Annotated in this window: 15 protein-coding genes; 6 read left to right on the top strand and 9 right to left on the bottom strand. The window is 50.9% G+C overall.

Features of this window, described 5'->3' with window-relative positions; genetic code table 11:
* Both B0D95_RS09245 and uxaC read right to left on the bottom strand, forming a co-directional pair.
* Positions 1 to 957, bottom strand: coding sequence for an AEC family transporter (locus B0D95_RS09245; protein WP_078043635.1), 957 nt, complete (start codon positions 955 to 957; stop codon positions 1 to 3).
* 97 nt (positions 958 to 1,054) lie between these two features.
* Positions 1,055 to 2,470 carry a glucuronate isomerase gene (gene uxaC, locus B0D95_RS09240; protein WP_078043634.1) on the bottom strand — a complete coding sequence of 472 codons (1,416 nt, stop codon included), beginning with the start codon at positions 2,468 to 2,470 and terminating at the stop codon, positions 1,055 to 1,057.
* Between the two features lie 468 nt (positions 2,471 to 2,938).
* Here uxaC and B0D95_RS09235 point away from each other — a divergent pair, with 468 nt between their 5' ends.
* The gene (locus B0D95_RS09235; protein WP_078043633.1) at positions 2,939 to 3,289 is read left to right on the top strand and encodes a pentapeptide repeat-containing protein; all 351 of its coding nucleotides are present in this window, start codon (positions 2,939 to 2,941) and stop codon (positions 3,287 to 3,289) included.
* Positions 3,290 to 3,485: 196 nt separating this feature from the next.
* The gene (locus B0D95_RS09230) at positions 3,486 to 4,775 is read left to right on the top strand and encodes a glycosyl hydrolase (RefSeq protein ID WP_078043632.1); all 1,290 of its coding nucleotides are present in this window, start codon (positions 3,486 to 3,488) and stop codon (positions 4,773 to 4,775) included.
* 8 nt (positions 4,776 to 4,783) lie between these two features.
* Here the strand turns inward: B0D95_RS09230 and dinB are convergent, their stop codons facing one another.
* On the bottom strand, positions 4,784 to 5,899 hold the full coding sequence (dinB, locus tag B0D95_RS09225) for a DNA polymerase IV (RefSeq protein WP_078043631.1): 1,116 nt from the start codon (positions 5,897 to 5,899) through the stop codon (positions 4,784 to 4,786).
* Between the two features lie 231 nt (positions 5,900 to 6,130).
* Here dinB and B0D95_RS09220 point away from each other — a divergent pair, with 231 nt between their 5' ends.
* Positions 6,131 to 7,678: an alpha-L-arabinofuranosidase C-terminal domain-containing protein gene (locus B0D95_RS09220; protein ID WP_210403734.1), complete on the top strand. Its 1,548-nt coding sequence runs from the start codon at positions 6,131 to 6,133 to the stop codon at positions 7,676 to 7,678.
* Between the two features lie 126 nt (positions 7,679 to 7,804).
* On the opposite strand, the gene cysK is transcribed toward B0D95_RS09220, so the two are convergent.
* From cysK to B0D95_RS09195, 5 genes are all read right to left on the bottom strand, one after another.
* Positions 7,805 to 8,716 (bottom strand): cysteine synthase A, encoded by a 912-nt coding sequence (gene cysK, locus B0D95_RS09215; RefSeq protein ID WP_078043629.1) that lies wholly within the window; start codon positions 8,714 to 8,716, stop codon positions 7,805 to 7,807.
* A gap of 132 nt (positions 8,717 to 8,848) precedes the next feature.
* Positions 8,849 to 9,859 (bottom strand): choice-of-anchor A family protein, encoded by a 1,011-nt coding sequence (locus tag B0D95_RS09210; protein ID WP_078043628.1) that lies wholly within the window; start codon positions 9,857 to 9,859, stop codon positions 8,849 to 8,851.
* A gap of 166 nt (positions 9,860 to 10,025) precedes the next feature.
* Positions 10,026 to 11,165, bottom strand: coding sequence for an ABC transporter permease (locus B0D95_RS09205; RefSeq protein ID WP_078043627.1), 1,140 nt, complete (start codon positions 11,163 to 11,165; stop codon positions 10,026 to 10,028).
* On the bottom strand, positions 11,162 to 12,133 hold the full coding sequence (locus B0D95_RS09200) for an ABC transporter ATP-binding protein (protein ID WP_078043626.1): 972 nt from the start codon (positions 12,131 to 12,133) through the stop codon (positions 11,162 to 11,164). Before B0D95_RS09200 ends, B0D95_RS09205 begins: the two co-directional genes overlap by 4 nt.
* Positions 12,126 to 13,097 carry an HlyD family secretion protein gene (locus B0D95_RS09195; protein ID WP_078043625.1) on the bottom strand — a complete coding sequence of 324 codons (972 nt, stop codon included), beginning with the start codon at positions 13,095 to 13,097 and terminating at the stop codon, positions 12,126 to 12,128. The genes B0D95_RS09200 and B0D95_RS09195 overlap by 8 nt, the downstream gene beginning before the upstream one ends.
* A gap of 178 nt (positions 13,098 to 13,275) precedes the next feature.
* Here B0D95_RS09195 and B0D95_RS09190 point away from each other — a divergent pair, with 178 nt between their 5' ends.
* Genes B0D95_RS09190 through B0D95_RS09180 form a run of 3 tightly spaced genes read left to right on the top strand, consistent with a single transcriptional unit; the run spans position 13,276 to position 15,489 of the window.
* A complete protein-coding gene (locus B0D95_RS09190) occupies positions 13,276 to 13,689 on the top strand; it encodes a DUF350 domain-containing protein (protein ID WP_078043624.1) in 414 nt (137 codons plus the stop codon).
* Between the two features lie 21 nt (positions 13,690 to 13,710).
* Positions 13,711 to 14,313: a DUF1190 domain-containing protein gene (locus B0D95_RS09185; protein WP_078043623.1), complete on the top strand. Its 603-nt coding sequence runs from the start codon at positions 13,711 to 13,713 to the stop codon at positions 14,311 to 14,313.
* 3 nt (positions 14,314 to 14,316) lie between these two features.
* The gene (locus B0D95_RS09180) at positions 14,317 to 15,489 is read left to right on the top strand and encodes a glutathionylspermidine synthase family protein (protein ID WP_078043622.1); all 1,173 of its coding nucleotides are present in this window, start codon (positions 14,317 to 14,319) and stop codon (positions 15,487 to 15,489) included.
* A gap of 78 nt (positions 15,490 to 15,567) precedes the next feature.
* Here B0D95_RS09180 and B0D95_RS09175 read toward each other — a convergent pair whose 3' ends face one another.
* Entirely contained in the window at positions 15,568 to 16,881 is a 1,314-nt protein-coding gene (locus B0D95_RS09175; protein WP_078043621.1) for a sodium ion-translocating decarboxylase subunit beta, read from the bottom strand.
* Positions 16,882 to 16,884 lie beyond the last annotated feature (3 nt).

Below are 16,884 nucleotides of genomic sequence, written 5' to 3'. Positions count from 1 at the left end.
TCAAATCAATCCCAGCATTTCCAATAACCACAATCCTAGCGTTACGCTCAGCAGCGACCAGAGTGTTGTTTGCACCACAATATTGGCGGCGAGTAATGTATTGCCTTTCATGGCTTGTACCATTACAAAGCTGACGGTAGCGCTGGGTGAGGCGGCCAGTACAAACAGTATGGCAAGATTTTCGCCGCGCACGCCCAGGCCAATTGCAATCCCGCAAGCCAGTAACGGCGACAGAATTAATTTCCATAGGCTGGCGCTGAGTGTGGCGGCATCCATGCGTTTTAATTGCGACAAATCCAACGCGCCACCAATGCAAATCAATGCCAATGGCAGTACCATCTGACTTAAATATTTGCCGCTATCGAGCAAAATGCCGGGCATATTCAAGCCGCTGGTGTTGAATAGGAGTCCAGCCGCTATGGCGAGCATCAGCGGGTTTTTAACAATGCCGTTGAGTGTCGCCTTAATGGAATTGCTGCTGCGTTGCAGGCTGCGGTTGAGCACATAAATGGAAAGTACATTGTAGAGTACGACCGTCATGGCTACGGGCAATGCGGCAGTAGCAAGGCCGCGCTCACCATAAGCATTGGCGCAAAACGCCAACCCCAGAATAACCAGATTACCGCGAAAGGCGCCTTGGATAATCACGCCATGGTCGCGTGGCTCCTGAGTGAACCAATGTGCAGTTAGCAGGCTGCCCGCAAATACCAGCAGGGTCATCACGCCAAAGGCAATCAATACACCCACATCGGCCATGTGGCTAAAATCGGCGCTCGCGCTGGTAGTAAACAGCATGATCGGCAGGCCGATGGTATAAACCAGGCCCGATGCACTTTTGATGAAACCATCGTCAATCATGCCGCGCTTTTTCAGCAGCATGCCGAGAAATAACACCACAAAAATGGGCGCAGTAATGCCAAAGGCAAAAGAGAAGGTGGTGAGTGCGTTTGTTAGCAAAGTGATGTTCCGGAAAATAATAAAGCCCGGCGCAAGCCGGGCTTTATTATCGCATGCCTGTCATATATTGCTCAGGCAATTGTGGATCGTAAAACGATTATTCAGGCACAACAAACGGAAAATAATTTTTCGCGTTGTTGAAGCTGATGTCTTGAATCATTTTGCCAACCATCTTGGTGTCGTTAGGTACCAAACCTTTTGCCATATCGCGCCCTAAAATGCCACACAGAATGCGGCGGAAATATTCATGGCGTGAATAGCTAAGGAAGCTGCGGCTATCGGTGAGCATACCCACAAAACGGCTCAGCAGGCCTAACTGGCTCAGGGCTTCAATCTGGCGAGTCATGCCCTCCATTTGATCCAGGAACCACCAGCCGCTGCCAAATTGGATCTTGCCGGCGGCGGAGCCGTCCTGGAAGTTACCAATCATGGTGCCGATCACTTCGTTATCGCGCGGGTTCAGGTTGTAAATAATGGTCTTGGCGAGTTTGTTTTGGTCATCCAAACGACCCAAAAACTTCGCCAATGGCTTGGCATAGTTGTGGTCGCCAATAGAGTCAAACCCGGTATCGGCACCCAAGGTGCGGAACAGGCGCGGGTTGTTATTGCGGATGGCACCGATATGGAACTGTTGCACCCAGCCTTTCGCATGATCTTGCAGGGCAAATTCCACCATCATCGCTGATTGGAATTTCTCAATTTCCACCGCATCCAGATCTTTATGGCTACGAATTTTCAGGAAAATAGCTTTGATTTCGTCTTCGGTGTAATCCGCCGCGTAAACGGTTTCAAGGCCGTGGTCTGATAGGCGACAGCCATTTGCATGGAAATAATCGTGGCGAATATCCAGCGCTTTAATCAGGTCTTCAAAGGTGTTGATATTGACATCAGCCGCAATTGCCAGGCGATCCAGATACTTGTTATAGGCGGCAGTGTCTTCCACCATCATGGCGCGATCAGGGCGCCAGGTAGGCAGCATGGCTGACTTGAACGAGCTGTCGGCGGCGACAGTCTTGTGGTGTGCCAGGTCGTGAATCGGGTCATCAGTAGTACATACCAGTTTCACATTGGCTTGGGTCATTAAACCGCGCGCACTGAATTCGGGGGTGGCGAGCAGTTCATTACACTCATCCCAAGTGCGCTTGGCGCTGCTGCTATCCAGCAGGCGATCAGTAATGCCAAAGGGTTTGCGCAGTTCCAGGTGAGTCCAGTGGTAGAGCGGGTTGCGCAAGGTGTAAGGGACGGTTGCACACCATTGTTCAAATTTTTCCCAATCGCTGGCATCGCCAGTGCAGAAACGCTCATTGACACCATTGGAACGCATAGCGCGCCACTTGTAGTGATCACCGGCTAGCCACACTTCTGTCAGGTTTTTGAATTGTTTGTTCTGGCCGACTTGCTCAGGAGGAAGGTGGCAGTGGTAATCAATAATCGGCATGTTTTTAGCGTACTCGTGAAAGAGTACCTTGGCCTGCTCGGTGTCGAGCAAAAAGTCGTCGTGGATAAAGCTCATTCTCACAATTCCTCAAAAATGCCGAAGCGCCAGCAATCCCGCGTGAGGCTGTGCGATGGCAAGATAATTTTTTACGCTCAACGCCTCATATGAACCGGCTCAAATAATGAGCGGCCAACCTGGATGTAGGGAGACTGGTTGATGATTTTTATTCCATCGGGTTTTTGCCCGAGGGGATAAGTTTGACCGAGGATTGCCTGCCTAAAGGCTAGATGAATACCCAACATGGATTTTTTATTGGTTGGGTTGTGCCGCTATGTTGCAGCTTGCGGATAAGTGTAACGCTTGCGGCATAAAATACCAACCGGCGCGACAAGTCTTTGATGAAGAGATTACACTTCTTAAACCCGAATGTAACCGTTTACAGTATAATGTGTAGCAGCGGGTAATCGGTTAAGCAAAATTAGTCTCATGGGCTATAGTCAAGGTGTAGCCTTACTAATAACAGTGCATCACACGGAGCTGATTATGACTAAACCCATTCTCCATCAAAACCCTCTTTATCAATTGTTGAAGGCTGAGCGTGTGGCTGAATTTAATCAGCGCAAAGCGCGCGGAGAAGTGAAAGAGGGAATGTTGCGCGGCGGTGATTTTCGCGGACTGGATTTGCGTGAGTTAGATGCCGATGGCTTGGACTTGCGTGATGCCTATTTTCGCGGCGCCGATTTGCGCGGAGTCGATTTCCGCAATACGCAATTAGAGGGTGCCAGTTTTTGTCAGGCGCATTTTTCCGGCGCATTTTTTCCCCGTGAAATCAGTGCGGAAGAATTGCGACTCTCGTACGACATAGGCATACGCGTGCGCTACAACACTCGTTAGGTTGAGTGTTGGCTCACAGCCTCAGTGCTGTTCAAGGTCGTTGCGCAATCGGGTGATTGGATGGTTCGTTACCAGCCAATCACCCGATTGTTTTATGAATTCATAACAGCGGAAAAAATAGACTTATAAGAAAGTGTTTATGCCCATTAACTGCGCCAATCCATTTTTTTGGCGGACAAACAATGAGAGGACAACAATGAAAAAAATAGTTTCAATGCGCTCGCTTGCTGTGCGTGTAGGGTTTTCCATGCTGGTGCTGGCCACCTTGGCTGGTTGTAATCCAGCGGAAAAATCGAGTGTTTCAGCGCAAGGTGCCAGCAGTGTTGCGGCGGTGCAAACGACGGCTGCAGTAGAAGTATCCCTGGTGGATAAACAGGCAACTGCTGAAACTCGCTCGCTGTTTGCGTTTATGCAAGCGCAGCGTAAACACTCCATTATGTTTGGCCATCAACACGACACCACACAAGGTTTAACTATTACCACTACCGATGGCACACAGTCTGACACCTTCAATGCCGTTGGCGATTTTGCAGCGGTGTACGGTTGGGATACGCTTTCGATTGTCTCGCCAAAACTGGAAGGCGATGTAGTAGAGCAAGTGAAAAAAGCCTACGCGCGCGGCGGTATTATCACCATAAGTTCGCATTTCGATAATCCCATCACCGATAAACAAAAAGGTGAATGGCCTGTAGGCACTTCCTGGGATAAAACCCCTGCAGTAGTGGCTTCATTGCCCGATGGTGAATTCAATGCGGTATACAATGGTTATCTGGATGAGCTGGCAGAGTGGGCGCATAACTTGAAGGATGAAAACGGCGTATTGATTCCGGTGATTTTCCGTATTCTCCACGAAAATACTGGCAGTTGGTTTTGGTGGGGTGAAGAGCAATCCACGCCGGAGCAATACAAAAAATTGTATCAATACACCGTGGCATATTTGCGCGATACCAAAGGCGTACGTAACTTTTTATATGCTTACTCACCCAATAATTTTTGGGAAGTGACTGAGGCCAACTATGAAGAGCGCTACCCTGGCGATGCCTGGGTGGATATGTTGGGTTTTGATACCTATGGCCCAGTAGAAAATAACGCCGATTGGTTTAAAAACGTGGTGGATAATGCCGCACTGGTGGCACGCATGGCAGAAGCGCGTGGAAAAATTCCAGTAATTTCTGAAATTGGTATTCGCGCCCCGGATATTGAAGCGGGCAAGTACGACAACCAATGGTACCGCAAGCTGATTTCTGCGTTAAAAGCAGATCCGGATGCGCGCAATATTTCGTTCCTGCTTACCTGGCGCAATGCACCGGAAGGTGTTCCCGGGCCAGACGGTAAAAACGTTCCCCATTACTGGGTGCCTGCCAACCGCGAAGAAAATATTCAAAACGGTACACTGGAAGACTTCCGCGAGTTTTACCGCGATGATTTCACCGCGTTTAATCGTGATATTTCCAATGTATATTCCATTGAGACCACTGCCAAATAAATGATGGTTTACCGCGCTATAGCTGCTGTAGCAACCGCTTCGGTGTGAGGCAGGTATGGCGCGTTATGATTAAATAATTCCAATTGCACAAAATGATTGTGCTCGCGTAAATCAATAAACCTTACTCCCACACCGAGCAACCGCACTGGTTGTTCTTTACGGTGATAGGCTTCGCTGCACAAGTCGATAAACTCATTTAGTTGAACGCCGGTAGCGCTGCGCTCAATAGTGGTGATACTGAAGTCGGAAAACTTGATTTTTACAAATAACTTTACGATTTTGTAATCCTCATCCACACGGCGTAACCGAATGGCGAGTTGTTGGCTGAGTGTTGGCAGTTCGTGTAGACACTGTGGCAGGCTTTGTAAATCTTGCGCGAAGGTATTTTCAACGCTGAGCGATTTACGGCGTCGGTCTAGGGTTAATTCACGCTCATCTATCCCGCGGCTTAATTTATAAAGGCGTGAACCCATTTGGCCAAAGCGCTGCGAAAGTTCAAATACCGACAATTTTTGTAAGTCGGCGCAGGTGAAAATATTCAGTTCAGCCAATTTTGCTGCCATGGCTTTACCTACACCAAAAATCTTTTTGACTGGCAACTGCGCGACAAAGTTATCCACTTGCGCGGGCGTAATCACATATTGGCCGTTGGGTTTATTCCAATCGCTGGCGATTTTGGCAAGAAATTTATTGGGCGCTATGCCAGCAGAGACCGTGATACCAATTTCCCGGTGAATGCGGGTGCGAATCTCCTGGGCGATACGGGTGGCGCTGCCTTGATGATGTTTGCTATCGCTCACATCCAGAAACGCCTCATCCAGCGAGAGAGGTTCAACCAAGTCGGTATAGTCATAAAAGATGGCGCGCATCTGCAGGGAGGCGTCCCTATAGGCTTCCATGCGATGGGGCAGAATTAATAAGTCAGGGCAAAGGCGCTTGGCGGTGCTGGAGGGCATGGCAGAGTGCACGCCAAAGCGGCGCGCCTCGTAGTTGCAGGTTGAGATAACCCCGCGTCGGTCACTGCTACCGCCCACAGCAATCGGACGCTTGGCAAGGCTTGGGTCATCGCGCATTTCTATAGCAGCAAAGAAGCAGTCGGCATCGCAGTGGATAATCTTGCGCATGATGGATAAGCAATCGGGTTGTTGTTCCAAGATATAATACTGTATTTAAATACAGTATTGGGTGTGTGTCATCTTTTTTCATCAGTGAATCTATCTTTCGGTGTGGTACGTGGTCGTAAATTTAGGTTAACTTGTATGACAATAAGACCTTTAAGCCCTTATCCTCACAGGTCAGGTATTCAATAGACGACTGCTACAGTAAATAACAACAAACAGGAGACATCCATGAGAATGATTAAACCATTGGTAATGGCGCTGGGGCTGAGCATGAGCTTCGGGGCATTTGCCGATACACAAATCAAGATCGATGCCAGCAAAACCGGGCCGGTCATCAATAAAAACATCTACAGCCAATTTACCGAGCACCTTGGTCGCGGCATCTATGAAGGTCTGTGGGTTGGCCCTGAATCCAGCATTCCTAATACCAGAGGCTGGCGCAACGACGTGCTGGCCGCATTGAAAGAGATTCAAGTGCCCTTATTGCGTTGGCCAGGCGGCTGCTTTGCTGATGAATATCACTGGCGCGATGGCATTGGTCCACGCGATCAACGGATGGTGCGCGTGAACACCAACTGGGGTGGTGTACTGGAAGATAACGCCGTAGGCACCCACGAGTTTTTTGATCTGGTAGAAATCCTCGGTGCTGAAGCCTACGTCAACGGCAACTTAGGTACTGGTACCCCGCAAGAAATGGCGGAGTGGCTGGAGTATATGACTTCAGACAGTAAATCTACCCTCGCTGAGCTGCGCCGTAAAAATGGTCGCGATAAGCCTTTCCGCGTGCATTATTTTGCGATTGGTAACGAAGCCTGGGGTTGCGGCGGCAATATGACGCCTGAGGTTTACACCAACCTCTACAAGCAATACGCCAGCTTCCTGAAAACACCCAAGGACAATACGCCAATCCTAATTGCCAGCGGTGGTCACACTGAAGATACTGAATGGGCCGATCACCTTACCAAAAACGTGAAGCCCAATTGGGCCTTGCGTATGGATGCGGTGAGCTTCCATTACTACACCTTGCCTACCGGAAGTTGGGAGAAAAAAGGTGCAGCGCTCGGCTTCCCAGAAGCAGAGTGGATGTCCACCATGGTGAACACCTTGAAAATGGATCAATTCATCATTAACAACAAAAAGGTGATGGACAAAAACGATCCAGAGAAAAAAGTGGGCTTCTATGTGGACGAGTGGGGCACATGGTATGACGTAACCGGCGATGATGATCCTGGTTTCTTGTATCAGCAAAACACTATCCGCGATGCCATTGTGACCGCACTTAACTTCAATATTTTCCACAAACATGCTGACCGTGTGCACATGAGTATCATTGCGCAAATGGTAAACGTATTGCAGGCAATGATTTTGACGGATAAAGAGAAGATGATTCTCACTCCGACTTATCATGTCTTCAATATGTATAAGCCATTCCAGGATGCAACCAGCATTGCGATTGATTTGAAGAAAGTGCCCACCTATAAATTAGGTAAAGCATCGGTACCCTCGGTAAGTGCAACTGCAGCGCGCGCGAAAGACGGCAAGGTGTATATCGCTTTGGTAAACGCCAACCCGAACGCAGCTGAAACTGTGGATATCAGCCTCGCAGGTGTCACCGTGAATGGAGTTAAAGGCCAGGTGCTCACCGCCCCTGAAATGGATAGCCACAACACCTTCGCTGAACCAGAGAAGGTAAAACCTGCTCCATTTGAAGCTAAAGCCAATGCTGGAAAACTGGCAATTGAAATTCCTGCCAAAGGCGTGATTGTTGTTGCGGTAGAGTAATAGCTGCTGCGATAAACGAAAAAGGGGCGCATTTACTGCGCCCCTTTTTCATTTTTTAATTTTCTATTTCATTAACGCTTTAAATGTTTACTCTCTGTAATTTTTCACGTTGGTTGATGTGAAAAATTAAAATAAATCCTCAATCGATAAATAGCGCTCACCGGTGTCGTAACTGAAAATAATCACCCGGCTGCCGGGTTTCATGTCGGCTTGTTGCTGGGCAACAGCAGCAAGGGTAGCGCCGGAGGAGATACCGATAAAAATCCCTTCTCTTAAGGCGCATTGGCGAGTCATGTCAAACGCGGCTTCTTCGCTGACAAGGATGGTGCCATCAAGCGTATCTTTGTTCAGTACCTGAGGGATAAATCCGGCACCAATTCCTTGCAAGCGATGCAAGCCTTTTTGGCCGCCGCTGATAACAGGGGATTTTTCCGGCTCGACGGCAAAGGTTTTTAACTGCGGAAACTTTTCTTTCAAGACTTCGCTGCAACCGGTGATGTGGCCGCCAGTGCCGACACCGGTAATCATGTAATCAATACCTTCGGGGAAATCGGCGAGGATTTCTTGCGCGGTGGTGTTGCGATGAACTTCCACATTAGCGGGGTTATTGAACTGTTGTGGCATCCAGCTGTTGGGGTTTTCAGCGAGCAATTCATTGGCTTTGGCGATACAGCCACCCATGCCCAGCTCTTTGGGGGTGAGCACCAATTCTGCGCCCAGCGCTTTCATATTTTTGCGGCGCTCGACCGACATGGATTCAGGCATGGTGAGAATTAATTTGTAGCCTTTTACGGCACATACCAAGGCGAGGCCAATGCCGGTATTGCCGGAGGTGGGTTCGATGATGACGGTGTCTTTGTTAATCAGGCCTTTGGCTTCGGCATCTTCAATCATCGCCAGGGCAATACGGTCTTTAATGCTGCTGCCGGGATTAAAGCGTTCGACTTTCATCCATACTTCAATATCGCTGCGGAACAAATGATTGATGCGAACGTGTGGGGTGTTGCCAATGGTTTGCAAAATATTATCGAATTTCATAAATATCCCTGTGCTGTGGGGCTTGCGGGTGCAAGCGGTGAAATGACAGGGGCACAGTGTAACCAATACGCGCAATAAAAAAAGCCGCTATCAGCATGGCTGGTAGCGGCTTGTGCGATAAACCGGAAGTGCTTAGTTGCGGCGACTGCGACGAATTGCCACCAGCGCTAACAATCCGAAAACCAACAGCAACAAGGTTGCTGGCTCAGACACTTCAACAGTAGTTGGCGGTGTTGTGGGAGTAGGCGGGTCTATGGGCGGAACAAAAAATCCATCCCACAAATTGGCCTGTGCACCCCATCCGCCGGTCCAGGATTTGGCAATAACCTGACCGCTCAAGTCACCTTGCAAGAAGGTGAAGTCGGCATTAGGGGCGAGGATATTGCCTTTAATACCACCGCTGAAGGTAATGGTTTCCGCTTCAAAGAAGTTGAACAGAATATTGCTGGCCGACATATCCAGTGCATTAAAACTTTCGCGCTGGCCATAGTTGAGCGAGTCAAAATTAATATTTTTGCCGCTGACGTTGATGATCAAGGTGTCGTTTTTATCCAAACCAGTAGCGGTCAAGTCGGTCGCACTTGCCAGCATTTGGCCGGTGATATTGGCGACATAAACGTCATTGCTCGCGCTGCCATCCAAAATCAACCAGTTGTTGTATTTAAACTCCACGCCGCTGGTGTTGGATTGCCCTGCCAAGGTTTGCGACAGGTTGGTGAATTGTTTAAAGGCAGCATCAAAATCGATAGGCTTGCCTTTGGTAGTCGTACCCAGCACGGCGTTTTTGCTGGAGCCCTGGGTGAGTTCGCCGCCCAGAATCAGATTGCCTTTGACATTGCCCCAAGCCCATTGGGTAGTCGTCAGGTTGCCGCCTACCACTAACACATCGGCGTATTTGCCCGGATCAGTCCAAAATTGTATGCCGTCGCGGCGGGTGCCAGGTTCGTAATTCACGGCCACATCGTATTGGCCGATATTGGCGTTACCGCCAATGGCGATCTTGCCTTGGGAGTCTGCACCCGGTTGGGTGAAGTTCTCTTTGATAAAAAGGTTGTAGCCTGTTGCTGGCCCCAGGTCGATGTTGATAGCAGCGGCATGGGTAGAGATGAGTAAGGCTAAAACAGCAGAAACATGCTTGAGCATAAGTGCGAACCGGTTCACAGAAATGATGTGTTGAAGTCTAGGTTGAATTATGTGCAATCACAAGCTTTGGACTATAAAAATTTCTGTGGTTACGCGCATAGGTTATAAACAGGCCGCCATTTCAGCAAAATGGCGGGTTGTTGGGTATAAGCAGGTCAATTTGGTATTAATCCAGCCGTTTCTTAAAACGAGTCGCGGCGGCGATCACCCCAAGCACGGTAAATCCGATCAGCCACCACAAATCCGGCTGCAAATCTTCCAGCGTCGCGCCGCGCAACACAATGGCGCGCACCATGCGGATAAAGTGAGTTGCAGGCAGCGCTTCCGCAATCCATTGCGCCGCTTCTGGCATGCCCTCGTAGGGGAACATAAAGCCGGACAGTAGTATCGATGGAATCAGCAGAAACACCGTGAGTTGCATCGCCTGCAGCTGGGTTTTGGCGATGGTGGATACCAGTAGGCCAAGCGTGAGGCTGGCGCTGATAAAGGCGAAGACGCCGAGCACCAGTTGATCCAATCGCCCGTTGATCGGCACATCAAAAATCACATGACCGAGGCCGAGAATAATGGCCACTTGAATCAGGCCGACAAAAATATAGGGCACGATTTTGCCGATCATAATCTCGCTGGAGCGCACCGGCGTAGTGATCAGCAATTCCAGGTTGCCGCGCTCGCGCTCGCGTACCAGCGCCGCCGAGGTGAACATCACCATGGTCATGGTGAGCACAATCGCCACCAAGCCCGGGACAATATTCACCGCCGAGCGTCGCTCCGGGTTGAAAAACAGCGCGATTTCAAAGGTGTTTTTGCGCGCGATGGGTTGCGCCTCAAAGCCGCTGGCAAAGGGCATTTGTTGCAGGGCGAGCAGGGCGTTGCTGACCATGGTGTCGGAGCCGTCGATTAGCCATTGGGCGATAGGGCGCTGGTCTTGCAAGCGCTGGCCAAAATCCTCAGGGATTACCAACACCGCATGCACATGGCCACGGCGGATCGCATCTTCCGCCAGCGCGGGCGTTTGATAGGTTTCGGTAAAGCTCACCACTTGGGTAGCAGTAAGGTCACTTATCAGCGCCCGCGCCGTTTGTGTGTGGCTTAAATCCACCACGCCCACTGGCAGGTCGCGCACGTTAGTGTTGATCGCAAAACCAAACAGCAACAGTTGGATGAGTGGCACCATCACAATCATGCCAAAGGTGGGGCGGTCGCGCGTTAATTGGCGTAGCTCTTTGAAGATGATCGCGCCGATTCGTTGTAGGCTTTGGCCAAAGGCGTTAACCGCCGTTGCTTTCCTGGTCGGGGCACTCATTGTCGCGCTCCCTGTCCGGCGGCGTTGCTGCCGGTGCAATGCACAAATACATCTTCCAAGCTTGGGCGTACGCTGTGGATCTGGCGATTGACGACCAGCGTCGGGTGAATCGTGCGCAGCCAGTTTTCCGGGTCGTTGATTGCTTCGGTAATCAATACCCGCAAATGTGTGCCCTGTTGTGCGGTGGAGACGACTTCTGGCAGTTCACCCAATTGCTGTTTAAGCAGGCGCAAATTCTCGCCGTCGATCTCAACCACCTTGGCTCCCAACTCGCGCATGAGTTGTGCGGGCGAGCCATCGGCGCGTTTTACTCCGCCCTCCATAATCGCCAAGCCGTGGCAGCGTTCGGCTTCATCCATGTAATGAGTGGAAACCAAAATAGTGGTGCCGCCATCGCAAAGGTCGAATAATTTTTCCCAAAAATCGCGCCGGTTTTCCGGGTCTACGGCGGAGGTGGGTTCATCCAGAATCAGCAGTTCCGGTTTGTGCAGTGTCGCTGCTGCCAACGCCAGGCGCTGGCGTTGGCCGCCGCTGAGTGCACCGGCAAGGCGGGTTTTGCGTTCATCCAGTTGATAGCGGCTGAGCTGGCTGTCGATCAGCTGTTTTACGCTGCGGCTCTCGAGGTTGTAGATCTGCGCCATAAAGCGCAGGTTTTCCTGCACGGTTAAATCGTCGTAGAGGGAAAACTTTTGTGTCATATAGCCGAGGCGACGGCGCAGTAATTCGGCTTGTTCGGGAATATCCATTCCCAATACACGCACGCTGCCCGCACTTGGCGTGAGCAGGCCAGTGATCAAACGCATGCTGGTCGATTTACCACAGCCATTGGGGCCGAGAAATCCGTAAATGGTTTTGTGGGGGATACGTAAATCCAACTGGTCTACGGCGACAAAATCGCCAAAGCGGCGAGTCATGCCGAGTGTTTCTATCGCCCAGTCCGGCTCCTTACTAAATAGGGGGTCAGTCATGGGGCAGCTCAACCTGTACCGGTAAACCGCTGGGTAAATTGGCCGCCGAGTCGGGCAGTTGCACTTCCGCTAAATAGACAAGGCGGGCGCGATCGGTGGAGTTGAGTGCGAAGTAGGGCGTAAAGGCCGCATCTTGTGAGATCCAGCGCAGCTTGCCGGTTTGTGGCTGATCCAGTCCATCAACATGGATTACCAGTTCCTGTCCCGTATGGATTTTCACGCGATGGGTTTCGGGGATATACACCCGTGCATAGGGCGCGTTTTTATCGAGCAGGGTTGCGACAGCTTCGCCAATACTCGTGCGTTCACCCAGGTGTTTAGGCAGGTGATCCAGCCGCGCATCGCTGGTGGCGCGAATGCTCAGTTCGCTCAAATTGTATTGCTCCAATGCCAGCGCGGCTTTGGCGAGCGCGACTTGCGCTTCGGCTTGCTGCAAGTCTTCCTCGCGGGTGCCGTTGGTGAGCAGCAATAGGTTTTCGTGGGATTTCTCCAGATTGGCTTGCGCTGAATCGCGTTTGGCGCGGGCGCTATCCAGCTCAGCGGCGCCAGCGAGTTTTTTACTCACCAATGTTTCAGCGCGGGCAAAGGTTTTTTGCGCTTCTACCAATTGGGCTTCGGCACCTTTGACTTGCGAGCGTGCTGCCGCAATATCTTCAGTACGTGCACCGTTTTGTAATTTGGTGAGGTTGGCCCGGGCGCTAGCGAGGTTGGCATCGGCCTTGGCGACCAGCGCTTGCTGGCGGCGATCATCGAGTTGCAACAATAAATCGCCCGCTTTCACATCGCTGCCCTCGACAAGCGGTAATTGGGTGATGATTTCCGCAGCAGTGGCTTTAAGCACTATACGGTCGCGCTCCAGGGTGCCGAGCGCGATGTTGGCGTTGTGGTCGCTGCAGGCGATGAGCTGCACCCCGAGCGCCAGCAACAGGCTGCAACGAAAGGCATCAAACAGAACTGATTTCATAAACGGATCCCTGAGCTATGGACAAGGCTGAGTGTGACAGAAAGAGCGCTTAAAAATAGTTAACACTTATAGGCCGCTGTTTGCCATTCGGCAAGATAGAGCCACGCTGGCTTTTGTGTCAGAATCCCCCCGGTTTTTCATGTATTAATGTTCATCTATACACCTTAGGGAAATTCCTATGCTTGCGACAACACTCTCATCACTGAATGGCATTCCGCCTTTTCTCGCCTATTTTGCCGTGGCGATAGCATTAGTCCTGATTTTTGTGCGTATTTACACCTGGGTGACGCCACAAGACGAGTTGACCTTGATCCGCGCCAATAACCCGGCGGCAGCCCTTGCTTTTGGTGGTGCGCTCATTGGTTTTGCTTTGCCACTGTCCAGCGCAATTACCAATTCACTGTCGCTGCTCGATTGCGCTGTATGGGGCGCTGTGGCGTTGATTGTACAAGTGCTGACCTTTGTGGTGTTACGTGTTGTCATTAAACAATTGCCCGAGCGTATTAATCAGGGCGAAATTGCGACGGGTATTTTTGCTGCCGCTGCCGCTATTGCTGTGGGCATGATCAACGCCGCATGTATGAGTTATTAATTTTTTGCAGGACAAATGCTTATGAAACAGGCTAAAAAAGTGTCGTTGAAGCGCAGTAAAAAAGCTGCATTGGTATTAATGGTTCCTGTTGCCACACTGCTGCTTGCCGGTTGCGGTGAAGAGAGTCAGCAGGCGATGGTGTTCAGTGACCCGAGTGAGTGCAGTGCTGCCGGGTTAAATGATACAGCGCAATGCAATGCCGATTACGCAGCCGCCCAAGCCCTGCATCCGCAGGTCGCGCCAAAATATTTAAACAAACAAGAATGCGAAGTGGATTTTGGTGCGGGCAATTGCGAAACCGCACCGCAGCAAACCACATCGGGCGGCAGTGTGTTTATGCCGATGATGATGGGCTATCTCGCCGGGCAAATGATGAATCGCGGCGGCAGTAATTTTCAACAGCCTGCGGCGGCGGGTGCCGGTGGTTCAACGGTGCCTACGCAACCGCTGTATAAATCGCGCGATGATCGCGGCACTTTCCGCACTGCAACCAATACACCTGTTGCCAAAACCATTGGCCCAATCACCCTCAAACCGTCACAAGTAAAACCGCAAGTGGGCCAAGTGGTACGTCGCGGTGGTTTCGGCCAGCAAGCAGCTGCGCGCAATAGTTTTGGTGGCTAATCCATGAAACGCATCAGTGTTGCCGAGCGCGCCAATTGGCGCGCTTATGCCGAAGAAGTGGGGTTTAATTTTCACACCTTTGACGGCGAACCCTATTGGGATGAAACCGCCTATTACCAATTCAGTTTGCAACAAATCGAAGAGGACCTGGAAGCGCCTACCGAAGAACTGCACCAGATGGTTATGGACATGGTGGGCGATATTACCCGCAGCGAGGAAATGCTTACGCTGCTGAATATCCCCCGCGAGTTCTGGAGTTATATCTGGAATTCCTGGAACAAGGGCGAGCCGCATTTGTATGGCCGCATGGATTTGGTTTACAACGGTTTTGGCCCTGCAAAATTACTCGAATTAAATTACGACACGCCCACCTCGTTATTTGAAACCGGATTTTTCCAATGGGTCTGGTTGGAAGATCAAATTAAAAATGGTGTGTTGCCTGACAGTGCCGATCAATTCAATTCCCTGCACGACAAAATTGAACAAGCCTTTGCACACTTGAATTTGCCCCAACCGTTTTATTTCAGCAGCGTGCGCGACAATGCAGAAGACAAGGGCACGGTTGATTATTTGATGGACATCGCCGCGCAGGCAGGGGTAGATGTACGTTATATCGCGCTGGAAGATATTGGCGAACTGCACGATCAATTTGTTGATATGGATAATCAAGCGATCAAAGGCTTATTCAAATTGTACCCTTGGGAATTTATGGTGCAGGAAGATTTTGCCAAAACCATCATGGCAGCCAACACCCAAATGCTTGAACCTGCCTGGAAAATGCTGTTATCCAACAAAGGTATTTTGCCGCTCTTGTGGGCGCGCTATCCCAATCACCCGAATTTATTACCCGCCTTTTTTGAAACTGCCAGCAGTGAACCATTGAGTGCAGGTTGGGTGCGTAAGCCGCTGTTATCGCGCGAAGGTGCGAACGTGGATTTGGTGACAGCAAGTGGTGAAAAAATATCGGCAGCAGGCCCATACGATGATGGCCGCTATGTGCGTCAAGCATTGCATGCACTACCAAAGTTTCGCGATGAATACCGCAACGCAGATACCTACACCATGCTGGGTAGTTGGGTTGTGGGTGATAGTGCTGCAGGTATTTGTATCCGCGAGGATGCAACCCTGATCACCAAAGACAGCTCACGGTTTTTGCCGCATATTATTTTGGATTAAACGGCATTAGCTCCTCCAATAAAAAAGGCTGCAAACGCGAGAGTTTGCAGCCTTTTTTGTTGTTAATGACAGCCGTCTTTATCCCGCTGAGACATTGGTCACTATGGTAATCATGACCCCGGCGGCAATGGCTGAGCCTATGACCCCGGCTACGTTTGGTCCCATCGCATGCATCAACAAATAGTTTTGCGGATTCGCCTGCAATCCGAGTTTGTTGGAAACGCGGGCGGCCATGGGTACGGCGGAAACGCCAGCGGAGCCAATCAGCGGATTAATTTTGTTTTTGCTGAACACATTCATTAATTTCGCCATCAACACACCAGCGGCAGTACCAATACCAAAGGCGACAATACCCAGCGCGAGAATGCCTAGGGTTTTAGGGTCGAGGAATTTATCTGCCGCCAGTTTGGAGCCCACTGCCAAGCCCAGGAAGATGGTGGTGATATTGATCAATGCGTTTTGGGCGGTATCCGAGAGACGATCAACCACGCCCGATTCACGCATCAGGTTGCCCAGGCAAAAGGCGCCCAGCAGCGGAGTGGCGTCGGGCAGAATCAAACCCACCAGTGCCAGCATCACAATCGGGAAAATGATTTTTTCGCGTTTGCTCACCGTGCGCAGTTGTTGCATCACAATTCCGCGTTCGGCTTGGGTCGTGAGCAGGCGCATGATGGGTGGTTGGATCAGTGGCACCAGCGCCATATAGCTGTAGGCGGCAACGGCAATGGCACCCAGTAAATCGGGCGCCAGTTTGCTTGCAACATAAATCGCCGTCGGGCCATCAGCGCCACCGATAATGCCAATCGCGGCGGCATCGGCGAGGGAGAAATCCATACCGAAATAACTCAGCCCTATAGCGCCCAATACTGTGGCGAAAATCCCAAACTGCGCCGCTGCGCCAAGCAGGAGTGTTCTGGGGTTGGCAAGCAGTGGGCCAAAATCGGTCATGGCGCCAACGCCAATAAAAATCACCAAGGGAGCAATACCGCTGGCAATAGCGACTTTATAGAAGGTGTAGAGCATCCCGTCGTTGTAGCCAGCGGCTTGCGCTGTGTGCAATGCCGTTTGGTACAGTTCGGGGTCACCGCTGCCAAGGGTTTTGTAGATGACGGCATCGGTGGTGTCTGCACTGAGCCCTGCCAGTTGCGCCAGCGCCGCGCCTATTTCCGGTGTGCCATTGTGCAGTGCGTGTTCGATGGCGGAGAAGGCTAGCCCGGCGGCGGGCAGGTTGGCGAGTAATCCCCCAAAACCTATGGGCACCAGCAACATTGGCTCAAAGCCTTTGCGAATGGCGAGGAATAGCAGCAGCAAGCATATGCCGATCATAATCAGCTGACCGGATTGCATGTGGTAGATGCCAGTGGATTGCCAGAGTCGTAACAGGGTATCCATTCG

Origin of the sequence: Cellvibrio sp. PSBB023, from assembly GCF_002007605.1 — a bacterium.
Lineage (GTDB): Bacteria > Pseudomonadota > Gammaproteobacteria > Pseudomonadales > Cellvibrionaceae > Cellvibrio.
The sequence above is the reverse complement of the archived record's forward strand: the minus strand, read 5'-3'. Positions and strand labels throughout refer to the sequence as shown.

Excerpts from the sequence above, each read along its gene's own strand:
- uxaC (WP_078043634.1), bottom strand. The coding sequence starts at position 2,470 with ATGAGCTTTATCCACGACGACTTTTTGCTCGACACCGAGCAGGCCAAG.
- B0D95_RS09235 (WP_078043633.1), top strand. The coding sequence starts at position 2,939 with ATGACTAAACCCATTCTCCATCAAAACCCTCTTTATCAATTGTTGAAG.
- B0D95_RS09230 (WP_078043632.1), top strand. The coding sequence starts at position 3,486 with ATGAAAAAAATAGTTTCAATGCGCTCGCTTGCTGTGCGTGTAGGGTTT.
- dinB (WP_078043631.1), bottom strand. The coding sequence starts at position 5,899 with ATGCGCAAGATTATCCACTGCGATGCCGACTGCTTCTTTGCTGCTATA.
- B0D95_RS09220 (WP_210403734.1), top strand. The coding sequence starts at position 6,131 with ATGATTAAACCATTGGTAATGGCGCTGGGGCTGAGCATGAGCTTCGGG.
- cysK (WP_078043629.1), bottom strand. The coding sequence starts at position 8,716 with ATGAAATTCGATAATATTTTGCAAACCATTGGCAACACCCCACACGTT.
- B0D95_RS09210 (WP_078043628.1), bottom strand. The coding sequence starts at position 9,859 with ATGCTCAAGCATGTTTCTGCTGTTTTAGCCTTACTCATCTCTACCCAT.
- B0D95_RS09205 (WP_078043627.1), bottom strand. The coding sequence starts at position 11,165 with ATGAGTGCCCCGACCAGGAAAGCAACGGCGGTTAACGCCTTTGGCCAA.
- B0D95_RS09200 (WP_078043626.1), bottom strand. The coding sequence starts at position 12,133 with ATGACTGACCCCCTATTTAGTAAGGAGCCGGACTGGGCGATAGAAACA.
- B0D95_RS09195 (WP_078043625.1), bottom strand. The coding sequence starts at position 13,097 with ATGAAATCAGTTCTGTTTGATGCCTTTCGTTGCAGCCTGTTGCTGGCG.
- B0D95_RS09190 (WP_078043624.1), top strand. The coding sequence starts at position 13,276 with ATGCTTGCGACAACACTCTCATCACTGAATGGCATTCCGCCTTTTCTC.
- B0D95_RS09185 (WP_078043623.1), top strand. The coding sequence starts at position 13,711 with ATGAAACAGGCTAAAAAAGTGTCGTTGAAGCGCAGTAAAAAAGCTGCA.
- B0D95_RS09180 (WP_078043622.1), top strand. The coding sequence starts at position 14,317 with ATGAAACGCATCAGTGTTGCCGAGCGCGCCAATTGGCGCGCTTATGCC.
- B0D95_RS09175 (WP_078043621.1), bottom strand. The coding sequence starts at position 16,881 with ATGGATACCCTGTTACGACTCTGGCAATCCACTGGCATCTACCACATG.